The sequence below is a fragment of the Pseudarthrobacter sp. TAF60_1 genome (genome assembly GCF_052113505.1).
GTDB lineage: Bacteria > Actinomycetota > Actinomycetes > Actinomycetales > Micrococcaceae > Arthrobacter.
This window is the reverse complement of record NZ_JBFRDI010000012.1, coordinates 1-17,652: the sequence shown is the minus strand read 5'-3', so window position 1 is coordinate 17,652 and position 17,652 is coordinate 1. Positions and strand designations below refer to the sequence as shown.

General features: G+C 64.3%; 17 protein-coding genes and 1 pseudogene. 8 read left to right on the top strand and 10 right to left on the bottom strand.

Features of this window, described 5'->3' with window-relative positions; genetic code table 11:
• Positions 1-197: 197 nt before the first annotated feature.
• The gene (locus tag AB4Y73_RS14065) at positions 198-2,663 is read left to right on the top strand and encodes a transglycosylase domain-containing protein (RefSeq protein WP_441872498.1); all 2,466 of its coding nucleotides are present in this window, start codon (positions 198-200) and stop codon (positions 2,661-2,663) included.
• Positions 2,664-2,762: 99 nt separating this feature from the next.
• Here AB4Y73_RS14065 and AB4Y73_RS14060 read toward each other — a convergent pair whose 3' ends face one another.
• Both AB4Y73_RS14060 and AB4Y73_RS14055 read right to left on the bottom strand, forming a co-directional pair.
• Positions 2,763-3,350 (bottom strand): J-domain-containing protein, encoded by a 588-nt coding sequence (locus AB4Y73_RS14060; protein ID WP_441872497.1) that lies wholly within the window; start codon positions 3,348-3,350, stop codon positions 2,763-2,765.
• Between the two features lie 89 nt (positions 3,351-3,439).
• Positions 3,440-4,027 (bottom strand): TetR/AcrR family transcriptional regulator, encoded by a 588-nt coding sequence (locus tag AB4Y73_RS14055; RefSeq protein WP_441872496.1) that lies wholly within the window; start codon positions 4,025-4,027, stop codon positions 3,440-3,442.
• 55 nt (positions 4,028-4,082) lie between these two features.
• On the opposite strand from AB4Y73_RS14055, the gene AB4Y73_RS14050 reads away from it, so the two are divergent.
• Entirely contained in the window at positions 4,083-4,802 is a 720-nt protein-coding gene (locus AB4Y73_RS14050; RefSeq protein ID WP_441872495.1) for a molybdate ABC transporter substrate-binding protein, read from the top strand.
• Positions 4,803-4,913: 111 nt separating this feature from the next.
• Positions 4,914-5,555, top strand: coding sequence for an NADPH-dependent F420 reductase (locus tag AB4Y73_RS14045; protein WP_441872494.1), 642 nt, complete (start codon positions 4,914-4,916; stop codon positions 5,553-5,555).
• Between the two features lie 110 nt (positions 5,556-5,665).
• Here AB4Y73_RS14045 and AB4Y73_RS14040 read toward each other — a convergent pair whose 3' ends face one another.
• From AB4Y73_RS14040 to AB4Y73_RS14025, 4 genes are all read right to left on the bottom strand, one after another.
• The gene (locus AB4Y73_RS14040; protein ID WP_441872493.1) at positions 5,666-7,354 is read right to left on the bottom strand and encodes a long-chain-fatty-acid--CoA ligase; all 1,689 of its coding nucleotides are present in this window, start codon (positions 7,352-7,354) and stop codon (positions 5,666-5,668) included.
• 4 nt (positions 7,355-7,358) lie between these two features.
• Positions 7,359-7,886, bottom strand: a complete 528-nt coding sequence (locus tag AB4Y73_RS14035) for a hypothetical protein (protein ID WP_441872492.1) — start codon at positions 7,884-7,886, stop codon at positions 7,359-7,361.
• Between the two features lie 108 nt (positions 7,887-7,994).
• Entirely contained in the window at positions 7,995-8,495 is a 501-nt protein-coding gene (locus AB4Y73_RS14030) for an SRPBCC family protein (RefSeq protein ID WP_441872491.1), read from the bottom strand.
• A 13-nt stretch (positions 8,496-8,508) separates the two neighbouring features.
• Complete coding sequence (locus AB4Y73_RS14025) at positions 8,509-8,841, bottom strand: ArsR/SmtB family transcription factor (RefSeq protein WP_441872490.1); 333 nt, start codon at positions 8,839-8,841, stop codon at positions 8,509-8,511.
• A gap of 296 nt (positions 8,842-9,137) precedes the next feature.
• Between AB4Y73_RS14025 and AB4Y73_RS14020 the strand changes: the two genes are divergently transcribed.
• Together AB4Y73_RS14020 and AB4Y73_RS14015 are read left to right on the top strand one after the other, a co-directional pair.
• Positions 9,138-9,335, top strand: a complete 198-nt coding sequence (locus tag AB4Y73_RS14020) for a hypothetical protein (RefSeq protein ID WP_441872489.1) — start codon at positions 9,138-9,140, stop codon at positions 9,333-9,335.
• Between the two features lie 191 nt (positions 9,336-9,526).
• Positions 9,527-10,483 (top strand): zinc-binding dehydrogenase, encoded by a 957-nt coding sequence (locus tag AB4Y73_RS14015; protein WP_441872488.1) that lies wholly within the window; start codon positions 9,527-9,529, stop codon positions 10,481-10,483.
• A gap of 105 nt (positions 10,484-10,588) precedes the next feature.
• On the opposite strand, the gene AB4Y73_RS14010 is transcribed toward AB4Y73_RS14015, so the two are convergent.
• Together AB4Y73_RS14010 and AB4Y73_RS14005 are read right to left on the bottom strand one after the other, a co-directional pair.
• A complete protein-coding gene (locus AB4Y73_RS14010) occupies positions 10,589-11,368 on the bottom strand; it encodes a 1,6-dihydroxycyclohexa-2,4-diene-1-carboxylate dehydrogenase (protein ID WP_441872487.1) in 780 nt (259 codons plus the stop codon).
• Positions 11,369-11,417: 49 nt separating this feature from the next.
• Positions 11,418-12,794, bottom strand: coding sequence for an MFS transporter (locus AB4Y73_RS14005; protein ID WP_441872486.1), 1,377 nt, complete (start codon positions 12,792-12,794; stop codon positions 11,418-11,420).
• Between the two features lie 339 nt (positions 12,795-13,133).
• On the opposite strand from AB4Y73_RS14005, the gene uraD reads away from it, so the two are divergent.
• Both uraD and uraH read left to right on the top strand, forming a co-directional pair.
• Complete coding sequence (uraD, locus tag AB4Y73_RS14000; protein WP_441872485.1) at positions 13,134-13,631, top strand: 2-oxo-4-hydroxy-4-carboxy-5-ureidoimidazoline decarboxylase; 498 nt, start codon at positions 13,134-13,136, stop codon at positions 13,629-13,631.
• On the top strand, positions 13,628-13,969 hold the full coding sequence (gene uraH, locus AB4Y73_RS13995) for a hydroxyisourate hydrolase (RefSeq protein WP_441872484.1): 342 nt from the start codon (positions 13,628-13,630) through the stop codon (positions 13,967-13,969). Before uraD ends, uraH begins: the two co-directional genes overlap by 4 nt.
• 160 nt (positions 13,970-14,129) lie before the next feature.
• Here the strand turns inward: uraH and AB4Y73_RS13990 are convergent, their stop codons facing one another.
• Together AB4Y73_RS13990 and AB4Y73_RS13985 are read right to left on the bottom strand one after the other, a co-directional pair.
• Positions 14,130-15,638 carry a cation:dicarboxylate symporter family transporter gene (locus AB4Y73_RS13990; RefSeq protein ID WP_441872483.1) on the bottom strand — a complete coding sequence of 503 codons (1,509 nt, stop codon included), beginning with the start codon at positions 15,636-15,638 and terminating at the stop codon, positions 14,130-14,132.
• A gap of 218 nt (positions 15,639-15,856) precedes the next feature.
• Positions 15,857-16,618, bottom strand: a complete 762-nt coding sequence (locus AB4Y73_RS13985; protein ID WP_441872482.1) for an SDR family oxidoreductase — start codon at positions 16,616-16,618, stop codon at positions 15,857-15,859.
• Between the two features lie 126 nt (positions 16,619-16,744).
• On the opposite strand from AB4Y73_RS13985, the pseudogene AB4Y73_RS13980 reads away from it, so the two are divergent.
• Positions 16,745-17,652: pseudogene (locus tag AB4Y73_RS13980) on the top strand (pyruvate dehydrogenase (acetyl-transferring), homodimeric type); the annotation flags it as partial.

Sequence of the window (17,652 nt, the reverse complement as noted above, 5' to 3'; positions counted from 1 at the left end):
CTTCATGAGTTGTTGAATAACTAACTGGTGAACCGATCACCGATAGTTAACGATATATCGGTAACTATCGTGCGGCAAGGGTCCAACCTGATTCTCCGGCGAAGACATTGCGGCTTTGCGTCAGTTCGTCCGGCCTATGGCTGCCACCCGTTCCGCGGCGTATCCTGTTCACACGTCGCAAGCTTGAGGGCTGAAGAATGGCGAAGAAAAAGAAGCGCGGGCATCGCCTGGCCAGGACCCTGGGAAGGATCCTCGGGTTCTTCACTGCGAGCGCATTGTGCGGCGTGTTGGCCGCCAGCCTGGTGGTGCCGGCCGTGGCCGCCGCAGGTTTCGGGGTCAGCACTTCCATCGGATTCTTTGACAGCCTCCCCGAAGAACTCACCGTCCAGCCGCCGTCGCAAACCACCAAGGTGCTTACCGCTGATGGTCAGACCATCGCCACCTTCTATGCGGAAAACCGGGTCAGGGTTCCGCTGGCCAACATGTCGCCCTTCATCAGGGACGGCATCGTAGCGATCGAGGACAGCCGCTTTTACGAGCACGCCGGCATTGATCCCCAGGGCATCATGCGGGCTCTCTTTTCCAATGTGACCTCCGGCGGGCAGCAGGGGGCATCCACCATCACCCAGCAGTACGTCACCAATGTCATCAACGAAGCGAGGCTATCCCAGGACAAACGGGACGAGGTGGTCCTCAGCGGCCAGAAGGACATGGGGGACAAACTGCGGGAGATGAAGCTGGCCGTCGCGCTGGAAAAGAAATTCACCAAAGACCAGATCCTCGAGGGCTACCTGAACATCGTTTTCTTCAACAGTGACGCCTACGGGGTGGAAGCGGCCGCCAAGTACTTCTTCAGCACCACCGCCAAGGATCTGACCCTCCCCCAGGCCGCACTGCTGGCCGGGCTGGTCAACAGCCCCACCTTCTACAACCCCGCGCTCAACCCCGAGAACTCGATGGCCCGCCGTAACCAGGTGCTCGACGAGATGCTCAAACACCGCAAGATCACCCAGGTACAGCACGACGAAGCTGCTGCCACCCCCATCGAGCTCAAAATCACTCCGGAGCGGCAGGGGTGCGCCAACGCGGCCATGGCGCCGTATTTCTGCGATTACATCTCGCACCTGATCCTCAATAACCCGGCTTATGGTTCGAGCCTGCTCGAGCGGCAGCGGAGGCTCTACCGCGGCGGCCTCACCATCACCACCACGCTGGACAGCAGACTGCAGGGAGCCGCGCAGGCGCAGGTGGATGGCACGGCCGGCGCCAACCCGGACCACTGGGGCGCGGCGCTGGTCTCAGTCCAGCCGGGAACGGGGAAGATCCTGGCCATGGCGCAGAACACGGTATTCCTGCCGGCTGAGGGAAAATTCAACACCCAACTAAACTTCAACGTCGACGCCAAGGACCCCCAGGGCAACGACCTCAATGGAGCCGGCGGTTTCCAGCCCGGGTCGACGATGAAGCCTTTTACCTTCGCCGAGTGGCTCAACGAAGGCAAGTCCCTCACGGCCGAGGTGGACGCGTCCCGGCGGGTGTATCCGCTGGGGTTCCCGTGGCGGGACAGCTGCGGAAAGGTGCTGGGTGCCTACAGCACAGCCCAGAACAACCCTGAACTGGGCGCCGCGGATGACCTGCAGAACGCCGAGGAAGGGTTTTACCGCCCCATGCCCGTCAACTATGGGCTGTACAACTCCATTAACACCGCGACGTTCGCCTCCGCCGCCCAGCTGGACTTCTGCGGCATCCAGAAGATGGTGGACGCCGTTGGCCTTCACAGTGGCCTGGATGGCGCCCAGATCAACATGCACCAGCTGGGCAACCTGCTCGGCGCCACCGGAGTGGCCCCGCTGCACCTGGCCAACGCCTTCGCCACCTTTGCCAACGACGGAAAGTACTGCACCCCCGTGGCCCTCGTGGACGTCACTGACGCAACAGGAGGCAAGCTCCCGGCACAACCCAGCGATTGCCGGGACGCCGTCAAGCCCGACGTGGCCCGCGGCGTCAACTCGGTGCTGCAGGACGTCCTGGTGAAAGGCTCCGGCTTTTGGATCAACCCCAAGATCCACACCAAAATGCCGACTGCTGCCAAGACCGGCACCTCGAACAACAACGGCTCCACGTGGGTGGTGGGCTACACGTCGGGCCTGGTCACTGCATCCTTCTTTGGTGATGCCCTGGAGGGCCAGAAACGTCCCGGCCAGAACGTCACCATCAATGGAAACTTTTACCCCCGGCTCGATGGCTGGATGATTGCCGGGCCGCAATGGGTCAATTACATGCTGCAGGCGGCTCCGCTGTATCCGGCAAACCCGTTCCCGCCGCCACCGGCATCCATGATGAAACCCTCGTACGCCCCCGCTCCCCCTGCGCCCTGGGTTCCGCCGCCGGCGCCTGCAGTGGCCGTTGTCCCTGCCCCTGCCCCTCCCCCGGTGCCAGCACCACCGGTACCCGCTCCTGTGCCGGAGCCGCCACCCGCCCCGGCTCCAGCTCCGGCTCCAGCTCCGGTGCCTGCGCCTGCGCCTCCTCCTGTAACCGCACCTGGGCCACCTCCCGCGCCCGGACCGGCTCCTGCTCCGGCCCCCGCTCCCGGCTTCCCGGCACCGCCCCAGCCCCCGAACAATCCGGGGATCGATCCGCCGCCGGACGAACCCGGAGGCTGACGACGGCGGGAGGCACCGCCGTCGTACGCTCACCTCAGCGGTTCCGCGACCTGGGTGGTTCGGCGCCCCGGAGTGGATCCGCGCCCAGGGTTCCTTGCCTTACGTAGTACCGCGCCAGAGCCGCCGCCACCTCGAGGGCCTCGGCTCCGGTTCGGGCGCGGCAGCCTCGGCACGCGAAGCACGGCGCTCGTGCCAGCGGGCCACTTCAGCTTCCACGTCCCGCGTTTTCGTGATGACGGGGGGACCACCCTGGAGCTGGCGGCGGGCATCGATGACCCGCGCGTTGAAGTCAGCCAACATGCCCCGGACCTGCTGTTCGGTGAACAGGGCATCGAGCCGGCCGTCGAGTTCGGCGTCCTCGGTGCGCAGGAGGATGGCTTTGGGGCCGAGTCCGCTGATGTTCTCGCGCTGGATCAGGCCCTTGACCCACCAGTCCGGATCATAGGCCTCTCCCAGCCCCGGGATGGGCTTGCCCGCATACTTGAGGTTGTCGAACTTGCCCTGTGCCATGGCGTCCCGGATCAGGTATTCCGCGCGCCGGGCATCGTCCACCTTCTTGCGCTTTTCCCGCTCGGCTGCCTCGGCCGCCTCAAGGGCCGCTTCCTCTTCGGCGCTAATCCCCGCGCCGCGGTAGGAGCGCAGCTCAGCGGCCCGCTCCAGCCGGCGTTTGAAAACGTTGTCGCCCATGACCGCCACCGCCTCCACGCCCGTCCCAACCTCGCCCTTCCAGTATTCAAGGGTCAGATTCAGGTTTCAACAGCGCGGCGCCGGCGCGGCTATTCAGCGAGCAGGAAGCACCAGTTGTCCACCATGAGATCAAGCGACGTTTCGCGGTCAACGGTCCAGCCGAGCCGCATCCAGCGACGGGAGAAGAATTCCAGCTCGCCGAAGGCAAGGGCGCAGCGGACCCGCCGGCTGGATTCCTCGAACCGGCCTGCCAGATCCAGGCCGGCCTGCATGTTGTCGATGGCATCATCGAACCATCCGTCCAGGGCCGCCTGGATTTCCGGCTCACTGGCGGCGGCCTGGTGCGCCGCCGTCACGTACGGCCGGATGTCGGCCCACTGGTCAAATTTCCGCGAGAGCCAGAGCTTGATCTGAGCCCTGTCCCCCGACTCCACCACGGACCGCAGCGGCGGAACGTCGGCCTCCGTCAGGATCCGGTTGGAGCGCTCAACCAGCACCAGCATCAACTGGCCTTTGGACGGGTAATGCGCATAGAAGGTGGCCCTGGTGGTACCAACCGCCACGGCAATATCGTCAACGGTGGTGGCGGCGTAGCCCTTCTGTTCAAAGAGCTCAAGCGCCTTTTCCAGCAGCAGCCTGCGGGTCATCTGCTTCTGCGCTTCTCGGATACTTGCCACCCCCATAGATTAGTGCAACGCACCGCTTCAAAGACCACCGAGGATGAAGACTCCGATGAACACCCAAACTGCCAGCGACGGCTCCCCCGCACTCTCGCTGTTCTGCGCCTTTGCGCTCAAACAGGCCGTGGAGCACACCATCCTTCCCGCGTACATCGCGGCGGGCGGTGCCCAGGTTGAGGCAACCTTTGAGCCCACTTTCCGGCTGCTGACCCGGATCGAGTCAGGAGCCCGCCCGGACGTCATCGCGGGGATCACCGGCACCCTGAAGGACCTGGCCGCAGCGGATATGGTGATGGACCCCAGGCCCGTGGCCCGGACGGGAGTGGGTGCGGCCGTTCCGCCGGGCGCTGCCGCTCCGGACATCAGCACCTTGGATGCTTTCGTCAGTGTGGTGACGGGTGCCCGTTCGGTGGCGTACTCCCGCAGCGGGCCCAGCGGCATCTACTTCGCCGGGCTGCTGGAACGGCTGGGGATTGGCGGGCAGGTCACAGCCAGGGCCACCGTGGTGGACTCCGGGCCCACCGCGGCGGCGCTGCTTGATGGCCGCGCGGACCTTGCCATCCACCAACTCAGCGAGCTGATCCTGGTTCCCGAGGCCACCATTGTTGGCCCGCTTCCGGAGGCCGTCCAGGAGTACACCTACTTCTCGACGGCGCTGGGCACTGGGTCCCGGGCTGCCGGAGGGCCGGAGTTGCGCGAGTTCCTGCACGGAGCCGAAGCGCACGCGGCCTACACCGCAAACGGGTTGGAAGTTTTTTCGGAAAAAGCTTGACGCTTTAACTTTACGGGACTATATTTAGTTGTAGCTTCAAGTATTGATCCTCCAGCAGAACAGAATCTGATGAAAAACCTCCTCGCCCGCCTTTTCGGAAAGAAGAACACCATGACTGACATCACCATCATCGGCAACGGCAACATGGCCCGCGGCATCGCAACCCGCGCCCTCGCAGCAGGAAAGAACCTGGAGATCCTCGGCCAGGATGCCGCCAAGGCCCAGGCACTGGCGACCGAACTCGGGGCAAACGTCACATACGGCAGCACGGACAGCACGCCGCAGGGCAGCATCGTGGTCCTCGCCGTTCCGTTCGACGCCGCCAAATCCGTTATCGAGGCCTACGGCGACCGGCTCGCAGGCAAAACGGTTGTGGACATCACCAACCCCGTGAACTTCGAAACCTTCGATTCCCTGGTGGTGGAGCCCGGAACGTCGGCTGCCGAGGAGATCGCCTCACTCGCGCCGGCTGGAGCCAATGTAGTCAAGGCTTTCAACACCACCTTCGCCGGCACGCTGGTGGCAGGCGAGTCCGCCGGCCGGCCGCTGGATGTCTTCATCGCCGGAGACAACGCGGATGCCACCCGGGCAGTCAGCAGCTTCGTCAGCGCCGGCGGCATGCGCCCGCTGGTGGTGGGTCCGCTCAAGCGCTCCCGCGAGCTCGAGGGCTTCCAGTTCGTCCTCATGACCATGCAGGCGAACCCCGAGTTCGCCGACTTCAACTGGGACACCGGACTCGCGGTCACCAAGTAAAAACACGGCCACCAGCAACAACGCAAACAAAACTAAGGGCACGACGCGCGGAACCTCCCGGCATCGTGCCCTTAGCCTTTATGTCCCAGAGACTTGAGGGTTCCGTTTCCTTACAGCTGCGGAAGGACCTGGTCCCGGACCTGCCTCCGGAGGATCTTGCCCAGCATGGACCGCGGCATGTCCTGGATTTCCACAATCCGGCCCGGCACCTTGTAGCCGGCCAGATGCTCCCGGCAGTGGGCGCGCAGGGCTTCCTCATCGAGCGCCGTGCCGGGTTCAAGCTCAACGGCCGCTGCCACCAGCTCACCGCCGCGTTCCAGCGGCTTGCCGATCACGGCGGCGTCCTTCACGTCCGGGTGCAGCCGCAGGACGGACTCCACCTCACTGGGTGAGACGTTGAACCCGCCCGTGATGATCAGCTCCTTGGCGCGGTCCACCACTGTGGCAAAACCGTCGGCATCGACCGTGACGATATCGCCGGTCCGCAGCCAGCCGTCCGCAGTAAGGGTCTTTGCCGTTTCCTCGGGGTTGTTCCAGTAGCCCTGGAAGACCTGCGGGCCCTTAATCAGCAGCTCCCCCTGCAGGCCGGGCCCTACTTCCGTGGCGGGGTTATCCAGCTCCACCACCTTCATCAGCGTGGACGGGAACGGCACGCCGATGGTGCCGGGCCGCCGGCTCGGATGGAAAGGATTGCCCAGCGCCACGGGCGATGATTCGGTCATGCCGTAGCCCTCCACCAGCAGGCCCCCGGACACGGATTCCCAGAGTTCCACCACGTGGTCCGGCAGGTTCATGGCGCCGGAGATGCAGTACTTGCAGCTGCGCAGGGAGATACCTTTTTCCCTGGCCGCCATCGCGGTGCGCTCGTAGATCGGCGGGACTGCGCAGTAGACAGTGGCCGGGGACTTCTTCATGGCGGCGAGCACCAGGTCGGTGTCGAACTTGGGGAAGAGCACCAGCAGGCCCTGCTTACGGATGCCGAAGGTGAGGTAGAGGGTCATACCGAAGGCGTGGAACATCGGCAGGATGGCGTAGAAGACTTCCTTGCGGTACTCGGCACCCTGCATCCAGGCTTCCCCCTGGAGGGCATTGGCGTAGAGGTTGAAGTGGGTGAGCATGGCACCCTTGGGCCTGCCGGTGGTCCCGGAGGTGTACTGGATGACCGCGAGGTCCTCCACCGAGGGCCGCGGGTGTGCCGGGTCAATCCGGCCGTGGCGCAGGAGCTGCTTCCACGGCATGGTGCCGGGAGCCGGGGCGGTCAGGGATGCCCTGGTTTCGCGTAGTTTCCCCACGGGCAGGCCCAGTGCCAGGCGCTTCACCGCGGGAAATGCCGTCAGCAGGTTGACGGAAACAACGTGGTCAATCTCGATGTCGGCCGGGAACTCCCGGATGGCAGCAGCCGCCTTGTCCCAGGCGATGACCACCCGGGCCTGGTGGTCTTCAAACTGGTGGCGGAGCTCCCGGGAGGTGTACAGCGGGTTGTGTTCCACCACCACCGCGCCGAGGCGGAGGACTGCGTAGAAGGCCACCACATGCTGCGGGCAGTTGGGCAGGATCAGGGCCACCCGGTCGCCGGCCCTCACGCCCAGCTGCCGCAGGCCCTCGGCGGCACGGTCCACCTGTTCCCCGAGCTCGGCGTAGCTGGTGCGCCGGCCGAAGAACTCCAGCGCCGGGGCGGTGCCGGCTTCGGCTACGGAGCGTTCCAGCATCGCCGTCAGGGACTCGGTGGGGAGTTCGATCTCTGCCGGCACACCGGGCTGGTAGTTCTTCACCCACGGCTGAACAGCGACATCCGCCACGGCGTCAGGCCTGCCCGAAACTAAGCACACGCCCGGCCGCGGTCCATCCCGAGGCCAGGAAGCGGTCCGCCTCGTCCGGGTCCACGATGAGGATCAGCGTGTGGGCGCCGTGGAGGTAGGCCTCTTCGGCGAGGGTGGCCAGCAAGGCCGGTTCGTATTCGTCCCGGTCCTGCGGAGTTTCGAAACGGAGGTTGCCGATGACCGCCGCCTGCTCGCCAACGCTGATGCGGCCACCGCCGACAGGATGGTCGAACACAGAGATCTCGGCGACGTCGTAGTCCTCCATGGGAGCCGAAGCTACCTGGGCGTTTTCCGGGAGGGAGTGGGCTGCGGCAATCTCGGCTGTGGCGGCAGTCAGGAAAACATGTTCTCCCAGGGGCGAGAGCCCCTGCTCCTGCGCTTGGGCCAAGGCATCGGAATGGTCCGCTTCGGAGGGGATGAGGACAGTGGAGACGTCGGCGGCGGGGTCAGTTCCGCGGACACGGCCCCACAGTACGGCCCATTCGCTGAGAGAATCCTGTAGTTCGGACATGTGGCGCTCCTCGACTCGACGGCGGCGGTTCATGTTGATTCTTGCACCACCGCCCCGCCGCCGCTAAAACGCGCGCTCCCTGCCGTTAACCCGCGCCGACCCCTGCCGCTAGACCGCCCGCGCGTGCTCGGCGAGAACGGCGTCGATCTGGCCGGCCGCTTCCTTCATGCCTTCCTCCATGCCCATCTTGACCATTTCCTCCATCTGCTCTTCGGACTCGAAGCCGGACAGGATGGTCATCCGGGTGCGGCCGCCAAGGTCCTCCAGGTCCACGGCGGCGTGCGAGATACCCATGGCATCCACGGGCGCGCCGGATTCGTCCGCGAAACCGTCATCAAACTCGAGCTTCCGCGGCGCCTCGATGGAGGTGAATTTCCACCAACCGCGGGGCTTCTCGCCTTCGGGGGTGGTCATGTAATAGGCGGCCTTCCCGCCGGGCTGGAAGTCGAACCGGTCAAACGTGGCCGGATAGTTGGGCGGACCCCACCAGCGCTCCAGCTGCCGCGGGTCTTCCCAGACCTGCCAGACGCGTTCGACGGCGGCGTCGAACTCCGCCACGAGGGTGAGGCTGAGGGCCTCGAGATTCTTGGTGGAACTGATAACAGGCATTGCCGTACCTTCCTTATCCTTCAGCCAGAATGTCCGCAATCCGACCGGCGCGCTGCCGCCAGATCGCCTCGTACTCATCGAGCAGCCGGCGGGCCTTTTCCAGTCCTTCGTGGTTGCCCCGCACAATCTGCTCCCTGCCGCGCTTCTCCTTGGTCACCAGGGACGCGCGCTCCAACACCGCCACATGCTTCTGGACGGCGGCGAAACTCATGGCGTAGAGCGCAGCCAAGCCGGAGACGGAATACTCGGCCATTGTTACCCGCCGCACGATGTCCCGGCGGGTGGCGTCCGCGAGTGCCTGGAACAGGCGGTCAACGTCCGCATCACTGAGCTGATCTACAACCATTTGGTTGTACAATACGCCTGCCATCGCGGGGTGTCAACGGGTTCCCAGGGCGCCGTTCTTCATCTTCCGCTTGCCTACCGCGGGTGGATCGATATTTTCCTTTACTGAGAGCTTCCTTCACGAACGTGTAATCGATCACACTTTCGCCGTTTCAGTTGTCAAGCGCGGGGCCCACCATGAACCATGAAGTAGGAGCCTCGTGGCTCCGCACACCTAGATCAGCAATCCTCACCGACGAGGATGCGGCCTTATCAAGGATGACCGGGCCGTTAACTGCATGAGCGAAAGTACTGACAATGACGTTTGAATCCAGCCACTCCGTATCCCTCAAAATCTGGGACCGGTCCGCGATTGACCACACTCTCGACGCCGCCGCGCAGGACCTCTCGGTCAAGGCAAACACCACCAAGTGCCGCATCGCGGTTCACGCCAGCGGCCCCAATACCTTCACGCTGAGCGTCCGCAGCGACGACCACCAGCTGGTCACCGCCTAACGGTTCCAGACGAAAACAGAAGCGGGCGACGCCGGGACTTTCCGGCGTCGTCCGCTGTTTTGTGCCCCGGGGGACTCCGCACGATAGTTGGATCACATTGGGGCGCCGACTCTCTGAAAGAGGAGTATGGTGAAGCTAAGTGCATGCATATGCATGAAGCTATCCAATGGATCGACGAAGGAGAATGCCCCATGAAGGCATGGCAGTTCAACGGCACGAACAACCCCCTGGAACTCAACGAGGTCGCAGAACCGACTGCCGGTCCGGGCCAGGTGGTCGTCAGCGTCAAGGCCGCCGGAGTGTGCCACTCCGACGTCACCGCCCTCGACGACGCCGGGTGGATGCCGCTGTTCCCCGAACTCCCCCGCACCATGGGCCACGAAAATGCTGGTGTTATCACGGAGGTGGGCGAAGGCATGGACCACTGGAAGGTCGGCGACCGCGTGGGCCTCTCCCCTGTGATGAGCGACGGCGACGCCCTCGGCTACGGAAAGTGGAACGGCGGGTTCGGTCCCAAGCTGCTCGCCACGGATGACAACCTGGTGAAGCTGCCGGACGAGGTCACGTTTGAACTCGGCGCCATGGCCACGGATGCCGGGCTCACCGCGTACCACGCCATCATGGCCGTCGGCGGAGCCAGGGCAGGGATGAAGGTCGGCGTGATCGGCCTCGGCGGCCTCGGGTACATCGGCGCCCGCGTCGCCGTGCTCGCCGGAGCCGAGGTGTACGGCGCCGAAGTGAATCCCGAGACGCAGAAGCTGGCCGACGAGATCGGCCTTGCTGGAGTTGCGGACTCCATCGAAGCCTTCAAGGACAAGAAGCTGGACCTGATTGTTGATTACGCCGGCTTCGGCACCACCACCGCAGCCGCGCTCGAGACACTGGCCGAGTTCGGCACGCTGGTGCAGGTGGGCATGGGACGCCTCGAGTCCACCATCAACACCTACCCGCTGATCATCAACCAGCTCTCCATCAAGGGCTCCAAGTCGGGCACCAAGGAGGACCTCGAAAACCTCTACGCCCTGATGAAGTCCGGCGAGCTGACCCCGCCAATGAACCTGATCACCCAGGCGGACATCCCCGAGGCGATCGACAAGCTGCGCAAGGGCGGCGTGGTGGGCCGCTTCATCGCGATCTACCAGGACTAGCCCCTTCGGTCCCAATGCAAAAGCTGTACCACTGCAAAGCACAAGCGGACGACGCCGGGGGCTCCCGGCGTCGTCCGCTTCTGTTGTGTGCCCGGGGAAGGAGCGCTAGCCCTGGTCGCCGCCACCCACCGGAAGTACGGTGCCGGTGATGTAGCTGGCGTCGTCCGAGGCCATAAAAAGGATCGGCGCGGCCTGCTCGGCGAGCGTTCCGTAGCGCTTGAACAGGGTACTCTCCGTGGTCTGGTCCACAATCTCCTGGTACCACACCGCTTCCTGTGCCGACTGTTCGTTGGGGTTGCGCGGCACCTTCCGCGGCGGGGCTTCCGTGCCGCCGGGTGCAGTGGCAACCACTCGGATGCCCTTGGACGCGGCCTCAAATGCGAGCGACGCCGTCAAGGCGTTGACCCCGCCCTTGGACGCCGCGTACGGCACGCGGTTGCGGCTGCGGGTGGCGATCGAGGAGACGTTGACGATGACGCCGGCCCCGCGCTCCAACAAGTGCGGCAGCGCGGCCCGGCTGCACCACAGGGTCGGGAAGAGCGAACGCCGCACTTCGGCCTCGATCTCGTCCGCCTCGTAGTGCTCAAACGGCTTGGCCCAGATGGTGCCGCCCACGTTGTTGATGAGGATGTCGATCCGCCCGAACTCCGCCACGGCATAGGCCATCAGGTCCGTGGCGCCGGCGTAGGTCTCCAGGTCGCAGAGGAAATGCCGGGACGTTGCGCCGCCCGCAGCGATTTCCGCAGCCACCTCCGCCACCAGGTCCGACCGGTCGGCCAGCACCACCGTGCCGCCCTCGGCGGCAACCTGATGGGCGACGACGGCCCCGATGCCTTGGGCGGCTCCGGTCACCACCACAACTTTGTCCGTAAAGCGCATCGCCATGTGTCCTTCTTTCGTATCCTTCGTAGCTTGCCTCTGCGTGTCCGCCCGCCTAAAGGGCGGGTTCGCGATTCAGCGCTGGGGCCGGTTCGCTTTCAGCTTCTACCGCGGCGGCGGCAACCGAATTGCGCACCAGCAAAGTGGCGAGGGCGGCCAGGACCAGCGGCACAGCCAGTGTCATGAAGTAGCCGGAGGCACCGAACCCGGCGAGGATAAGCCCGCCCAGGGCTGAACCCACGATGGAGCCGAGGCGGCCGATTCCGATGCCCCAGCCCGTGGCCGTGGCTCGCAGCTGGGTGGGGTAGGCGTTCGCGATCAGGTAGTTCAGGGCCAGCTGCTGGCCGCCAATACCGAATCCCGCCAGGCCGATCAGGATAAACACCACGGCGAAATTGGAGCCGGCCAGGCCCAGGCCCAGCGCCACGAGGATCCCGGCGCCGAACATGACCAGCAGCAGTTTCCGCGCGTTGACCTTGGGCAGGATGATGGACAGCGGGATAGCGAAAAGGATGAAGGCGCCGTTGACGGTCACGGTACCCATGGCGGCCTGTGAAGCTGCCAGGCCCAGCGTCTTCAGGGCTGTGGGCATCCAGAGGAGCAACAGGTACCAGGCGATCCAGTTCAGCAGATAGGTGGAGAAGACGGCGATGGTGACCATCCGGTACTTCGCGGAGAACAGCGCGGCGATGGAGCTCCGTTCTTCCTTCTTGTCCTCGGTGACCAGTTCAGTGCCCGGATCCACCGGCTTTCCGGAGATGGCTGCCATGATTTTGCGTGCCTCAGCCTGCGCAGCCGGTGTGCGCCTGGTGGCCAGGAACACCGGGGATTCGGGGAGCAGTTTGAGGCAGATCAGGAGCAGCGCCAGCGGAAGCACGCCGCCCAGCAGGAAGATGCCGCGCCAGCCCATGACGGGAAGCCAGGCGGCGGCCACCAGGCCGCCAAGCAGCGCACCGCCCGGCAGGCCAAGCAGCACCAGGGTCATAAAGGTGCCGCGGCGGGACTTCGGGCTGAACTCCGCCGTCAGGGCCAGGAGTGCCGGTGTTGCACCGCCCATGCCGAGACCGATCAAGAACCGGAGGACGATGATCTGCTCCAGCGTCTGGGCGAAGGCACCGGCCAGTGAGAAGACGCCGAAGAGGACTAGGGCCAGCAGGATGGTCTTCTTGCGGCCGATCCTGTCGCCGAACGTGCCCAGAGTCATGGCACCTGCGCACATGCCGATGGTGCTGGCGGTGATGACCCAGGTCATGTCGGTGGCCTGCAGGCCGAAATCGTCGGCGATGGCCGGTCCGATGAAGGCGATGGACTGCGTGTCGAATCCGTCCAACAGGGCGATCACGAAGCAAAGGGCCACGACGGACCAGCGCTTGACACCCATGGGTGTGTTGTCGATAACGTCCTGGACGTTATATGCGGTTTTAGTCACCATTGACTCACTTTCAAAATACTTCGGGGCTTGGCCCCTCAGGACATGGTTAGCCTTAGAATTTGGGGCGACCGGACTATGGCGGCGCGTCATTGCGTGCCGGACATCACGTTCGGGCCACGGCCAGCCTAAATCATGCATTGAGTTACGATAAATACGCATTCCAGGCCTACTAAGACCCCTGCCGTCCGAATGCTTCCCTCGGGACGCCGGGCCGGTTGACACGCCCTTGCGAAGTACTGTTAACTTTTGCATACGCTGAAATAACAGTTCCACGATGCGAAATGAAATAGCCGCATAGCCTACACCGTGGATGCCAGCATCGACATATTAGGATCTGTTATGCACCTACAACAGTTCAATGCGGCCGGCCGCACAGAAGCCACCGAATTCCTGCGCCCCTGCCTGGACATCCAGCGCTGGATCGACGAGCTCGCCGACGCGCGGCCATATTCCAGCCTCGATTCCCTTCTGGCATCGGCGCGGGAGGCTGCCACCCCGTTCACCCCTGCGGAAATGGACGCAGCCCTCGCCCACCATCCGCGGATCGGTGAGCAGGCGAAGGGCCACAGCGCAGAAGCCAAGCTGTCCCAGTCGGAACAGGCCGGACTGGGCGCGGCCAATGCCACCGTCGCCCGGACCCTGGCAGAAGGCAACCGGGCCTACGAGGAGAAATTCGGCCAGGTCTTCCTGATCCGCGCCGCGGGCCGCAGCCGCGAGGAGATCCTGGCTGCCCTCCACACCAGGCTCGGCCACACTCCCGAAGAAGAACAACCCATCATTGGCCAGCAGCTACGGGAAATCGCTGTGCTCCGACTCGAAGGGCTGATCAGCAAATGAGCACCTCCCACGTCACTAGCCATGTGCTTGATACCGGCTCCGGCAAACCGGCGGCGGATGTCCCGGTAACCCTCAGCGTTCTCGACGGTAAGGGTTGGGCGCAGATCGCCGAAGGCGTTACCGACGAGGACGGGCGGATCAAACAGCTGGGACCGGACCGCCTGGCTACCGGGACGTACCGCCTGGCCTTCGACACGGGCAAGTATTTCGCCGCCAGTGGCACCGAAACCTTCTTCCCGGAAGTGACCCTCACGTTCGGCGTGGTGGAGTCGGAGGCCCACTATCACGTGCCGCTCCTCTTGAGTCCGTTTGCCTACTCCACCTACCGGGGCAGCTGAGCCGGCCTTTCAGCCCGACCATCTGCACGTCTTCGATGAGCGATTCAGCGGCACTGCCTCTGGATCGCGGTTGTGTCCCGCGAAGCACGGAACCCCGCCCTGTCAGGAGCGGGGTTCCATGCTTTGCGCCGACGTACCGGCCCGGGATTTCGCGCGGCTGTTACTTTTCGTGCCCTGCGTCCGAAGACGCGTCAGGTGCGGCAGCGGCGTGGGTGGGCCGCCTCATGTGGAACTCGGGGATCTCTTCCGGGTTCGGGCCGCCGCGGAACTTGGGGGACGGTTCCTGGCCGCCGCTGATCCGCTGTAGCTCCTGGTCCTCGAAGTCGTCCTCCACGCCGAGCATGATGGCGGAATCGTGGTTGGTGATTTCGCCGCGGAATGCCCGGACCATCACGCTCCGGTCGAACTGGCCTTCCCACTTGGAGACGACGAACGTGGCGACGCAGTTGCCCAGGAGGTTCACCACCACCCGCATCGAGTCCATCAGCCGGTCTGCGCCGAGGAGCAGGGCGACGCCGGCCACCGGGAAGATTCCGAGGGCGGCAGCGGTCGCGGACAGTGCCAGGAAGGACGATCCGGGAACTCCGGCCATACCCTTGGACGTCAGGAGCAGGACTCCCAGGGCCGCCAGCTGCTGGCCAAAGTCCAGGTGGTGTCCGAAGGCCTGAGCCAGGAAGAGGAGCGAGATCGAAAGGTAGATCGCGGCGCCGTCGAGGTTGAAGGAGTAGCCGGTGGGGACCACCAGGCCGGTAGTGGCGCGGGAGCAGCCCGCGTTGGTCAGTTTGGTCATGATGCGCGGCATCACGGCCTCGGTGGAGGCGGTGCCGAGTGCCAGCAGGAACTCCTCGCGGGTGTACTTCAGGAAATGCCAGAGGGGAACCCGGGCGAAGCCCCAGGCCACGAGGAACAGCAGTCCGATGAAGATGATGGCCGCGCCGTAGCATGCGGCGATAAGCAGCGCATAAGTGCCCAGTGTATCGAGTCCGTACTGGCCGATGATGAACGCCATGGCCCCGAAGGCACCGATCGGCGCCACTTTCATGATCCAGGACATGATCTTGAAGATGAGCTCCAGGACGGTCTCCATGAGGCTGATGACCGACATGCAGCGTTCGCGTCCGATGACCACGATGGCTGCGCCGAAGAACACCGAGAAGAACAGGACCTGCAGGAGGCTGTTGTTGGCGAAAGCACCGATGACGCTGGTGGGGATGACGTCCAGGATGAAGGCCGCGGCGTCCTTGGGCACGGCATGGCCGGTCTTGGCGTCCAGGGCTTCCTGGGAAAGCGTGCTGGGGTCGATGTTCAGCCCGGCACCGGGCTGAACGAGGTTGCCTACGATCAGGCCGAAGACCAGCGCGAAGAGGGTGGCCGCGGTGAAGTAGAGAAGGGCTTTTACTCCGACCCTTCCGACCGCTTTGACGTCGCCTACGGCCGAGATGCCCGTGACGATCACCAGGAAAATCAGCGGCGCGATGATCATTTTGATGAGCTGGATGAAGCCATCACCGAGCGGCCTCAGTTGTGAGCCGAGGGCCGGCCAGAAATGTCCGATGAGAACACCTGCCACAACGGCGATCAGAATTTGGAAAAAGAGCGACCTATACAGGGGCTTCTTCTTCGACGGCGCCGAACTCGCCTTCAGCGCCGCGGAATCTGGGATCTTCATTGATCTGTACCTATCAATCGGGAACAGCCCCGGAGATCGGGGTCTGTTTCCAACGTAACCCCGGTCACACTATTTCCGCAAGAGGAAAATCAAATTCCGCAATGTGAAAACTTAAGTACAGGGATGCGGGCACGCAAAACGGCGCGATGCCGGCGGCCGCCCGCGGGTGAACCCCCGGGTGCCGTCTGCATCGCAGCGGAAGGGTAAGGGTGCCGGCGCTAGCCGCGGCCGATGAAGGGCATTCCTGCTGCAGTAATCACCACCGAGCCGACACTGGCCGACGGCGGCATGCCGGCCATGAGGAGCACGGCGCGGGCGGCGTCCTCAACGGGGAACATCGGCTCGACCTTCCGCGAACCGTCAGCTTGGAGCGCGCCGGAGCCGACACCGATGGTATCCATGATGTCGGTGGCCGTATTGCCGATGTCTATCTGCCCGCACGTGATGCCGAAGGCCCGGCCATCGAGCTCTATGCTCTTGGTCAGGCCCGTCATGGCATGCTTGGTGACGGTATACGCCACCGTGCGGGGCCGCGGCGAGTGGGCCGAGATGGACCCGTTGTTGATGATCCGTCCACCTTGTGGTGATTGGGCCTTCATGGCCCGCACGGCCGCCGCGGCGCACAGCATGGAGCCGGTCAGGTTTACCGCCAGGACTGCGTCCCAGTCGGCCACGGCGATTTCATCCACGGACGCCGCAGGGCCGAACACGCCCGCATTGTTGAAGAGGACATCGACCCTCCCCCACCGCCGGATGACGTCCGCGAAGAGACGCTCGACGTCGTCGGGCCGGGTGACGTCACAGGGCACCACCAGTGCATCGGGATGACCGTCAGCCGTGTCCACCAATTGCGCTTCCCGGCGCCCGGCAAGCGCCACACGGTAGCCTGCTGCCAGCATCTGCCTGGCAACCGCCCTGCCAATGCCGGAGCCGGCCCCCGTGATGACAGCGACCCTCCGGGCCCTCTCTGGACTACTCATGCAAAGCTCCTCATCGTCGCGGTCACAATTGAATAGTAGGGCCTGCCGTCATAATCTCGAATTGCAAGATTGTTTTCTCACAATACGAAAACATGAGCCAACATTCAACGACGAAACGAGGCTGACGTGGCTGCAGGAGAAGATACCTCCCATATCCTCAGCGGGTTGACTAACCAGCTGCCTGATCGTGATCCGGAAGAGACCGCCGAGTGGGTTGAGTCCCTGGACGCGCTGATCAGGGAACAGGGCACTGAGCGTGCCCAATACATCATGCGGAGCCTGCTGCAGCGTGCCGGCGCGCAGAGCGTCGGGGTGCCGATGGTGACCACGACGGACTACGTGAACACTATTCCCGTGGACCAGGAAGCGCAGTTCCCCGGCAACGAGGAGTTTGAGCGGCGTTACCGGGCGTATATGCGCTGGAACGCTGCGATCATGGTGCACCGGGCGCAGAAGGCGAACATCGGCGTGGGCGGGCACATTTCCACCTACGCCGGTGCGGCGACGTTGTATGAGGTGGGCTTTAACCACTTCTTCCGGGGCAAGGACCACCCGGGCGGCGGTGACCAGGTCTTTTTCCAGGGCCACGCCTCGCCCGGCATGTACGCGCGTGCGTTTATGGAAGGCCGCCTGACCGAGGAGGACATGGACGGCTTCCGTCAGGAGAAGTCCAAGGAGGGCCACGCCCTGTCCTCCTACCCGCACCCGCGGCTGATGCCGGAGTTCTGGGAATTCCCCACGGTCTCGATGGGCATCGGCCCGATGAACGCGATCTACCAGGCGCAGTCCAACCGCTACCTGCATAACCGCGGGTTGAAGGACACCAGCGACCAGCAGGTCTGGGCGTTCCTGGGCGACGGCGAAATGGACGAGCCCGAGTCCCGCGGCCTGCTCCAGCTCGCCGCGAACGAAAACCTGGACAACCTGAACTTCGTGATCAACTGCAACCTCCAGCGCCTGGACGGGCCGGTGCGCGGCAACGGCAAGATCATGCAGGAACTCGAAGCGTTCTTCCGCGGCGCGGGCTGGAACGT

Excerpts from the sequence above, each read along its gene's own strand:
- AB4Y73_RS14060 (WP_441872497.1), bottom strand. The coding sequence starts at position 3,350 with ATGGGCGACAACGTTTTCAAACGCCGGCTGGAGCGGGCCGCTGAGCTG.
- AB4Y73_RS14065 (WP_441872498.1), top strand. The coding sequence starts at position 198 with ATGGCGAAGAAAAAGAAGCGCGGGCATCGCCTGGCCAGGACCCTGGGA.
- AB4Y73_RS14030 (WP_441872491.1), bottom strand. The coding sequence starts at position 8,495 with ATGCCTGTTATCAGTTCCACCAAGAATCTCGAGGCCCTCAGCCTCACC.
- AB4Y73_RS14050 (WP_441872495.1), top strand. The coding sequence starts at position 4,083 with ATGAACACCCAAACTGCCAGCGACGGCTCCCCCGCACTCTCGCTGTTC.
- AB4Y73_RS14005 (WP_441872486.1), bottom strand. The coding sequence starts at position 12,794 with ATGGTGACTAAAACCGCATATAACGTCCAGGACGTTATCGACAACACA.
- AB4Y73_RS13990 (WP_441872483.1), bottom strand. The coding sequence starts at position 15,638 with ATGAAGATCCCAGATTCCGCGGCGCTGAAGGCGAGTTCGGCGCCGTCG.
- AB4Y73_RS13985 (WP_441872482.1), bottom strand. The coding sequence starts at position 16,618 with ATGAGTAGTCCAGAGAGGGCCCGGAGGGTCGCTGTCATCACGGGGGCC.
- AB4Y73_RS14025 (WP_441872490.1), bottom strand. The coding sequence starts at position 8,841 with ATGGTTGTAGATCAGCTCAGTGATGCGGACGTTGACCGCCTGTTCCAG.
- AB4Y73_RS14010 (WP_441872487.1), bottom strand. The coding sequence starts at position 11,368 with ATGGCGATGCGCTTTACGGACAAAGTTGTGGTGGTGACCGGAGCCGCC.
- AB4Y73_RS14020 (WP_441872489.1), top strand. The coding sequence starts at position 9,138 with ATGACGTTTGAATCCAGCCACTCCGTATCCCTCAAAATCTGGGACCGG.
- AB4Y73_RS14035 (WP_441872492.1), bottom strand. The coding sequence starts at position 7,886 with ATGTCCGAACTACAGGATTCTCTCAGCGAATGGGCCGTACTGTGGGGC.
- AB4Y73_RS14015 (WP_441872488.1), top strand. The coding sequence starts at position 9,527 with ATGAAGGCATGGCAGTTCAACGGCACGAACAACCCCCTGGAACTCAAC.
- uraD (WP_441872485.1), top strand. The coding sequence starts at position 13,134 with ATGCACCTACAACAGTTCAATGCGGCCGGCCGCACAGAAGCCACCGAA.
- AB4Y73_RS14045 (WP_441872494.1), top strand. The coding sequence starts at position 4,914 with ATGACTGACATCACCATCATCGGCAACGGCAACATGGCCCGCGGCATC.
- uraH (WP_441872484.1), top strand. The coding sequence starts at position 13,628 with ATGAGCACCTCCCACGTCACTAGCCATGTGCTTGATACCGGCTCCGGC.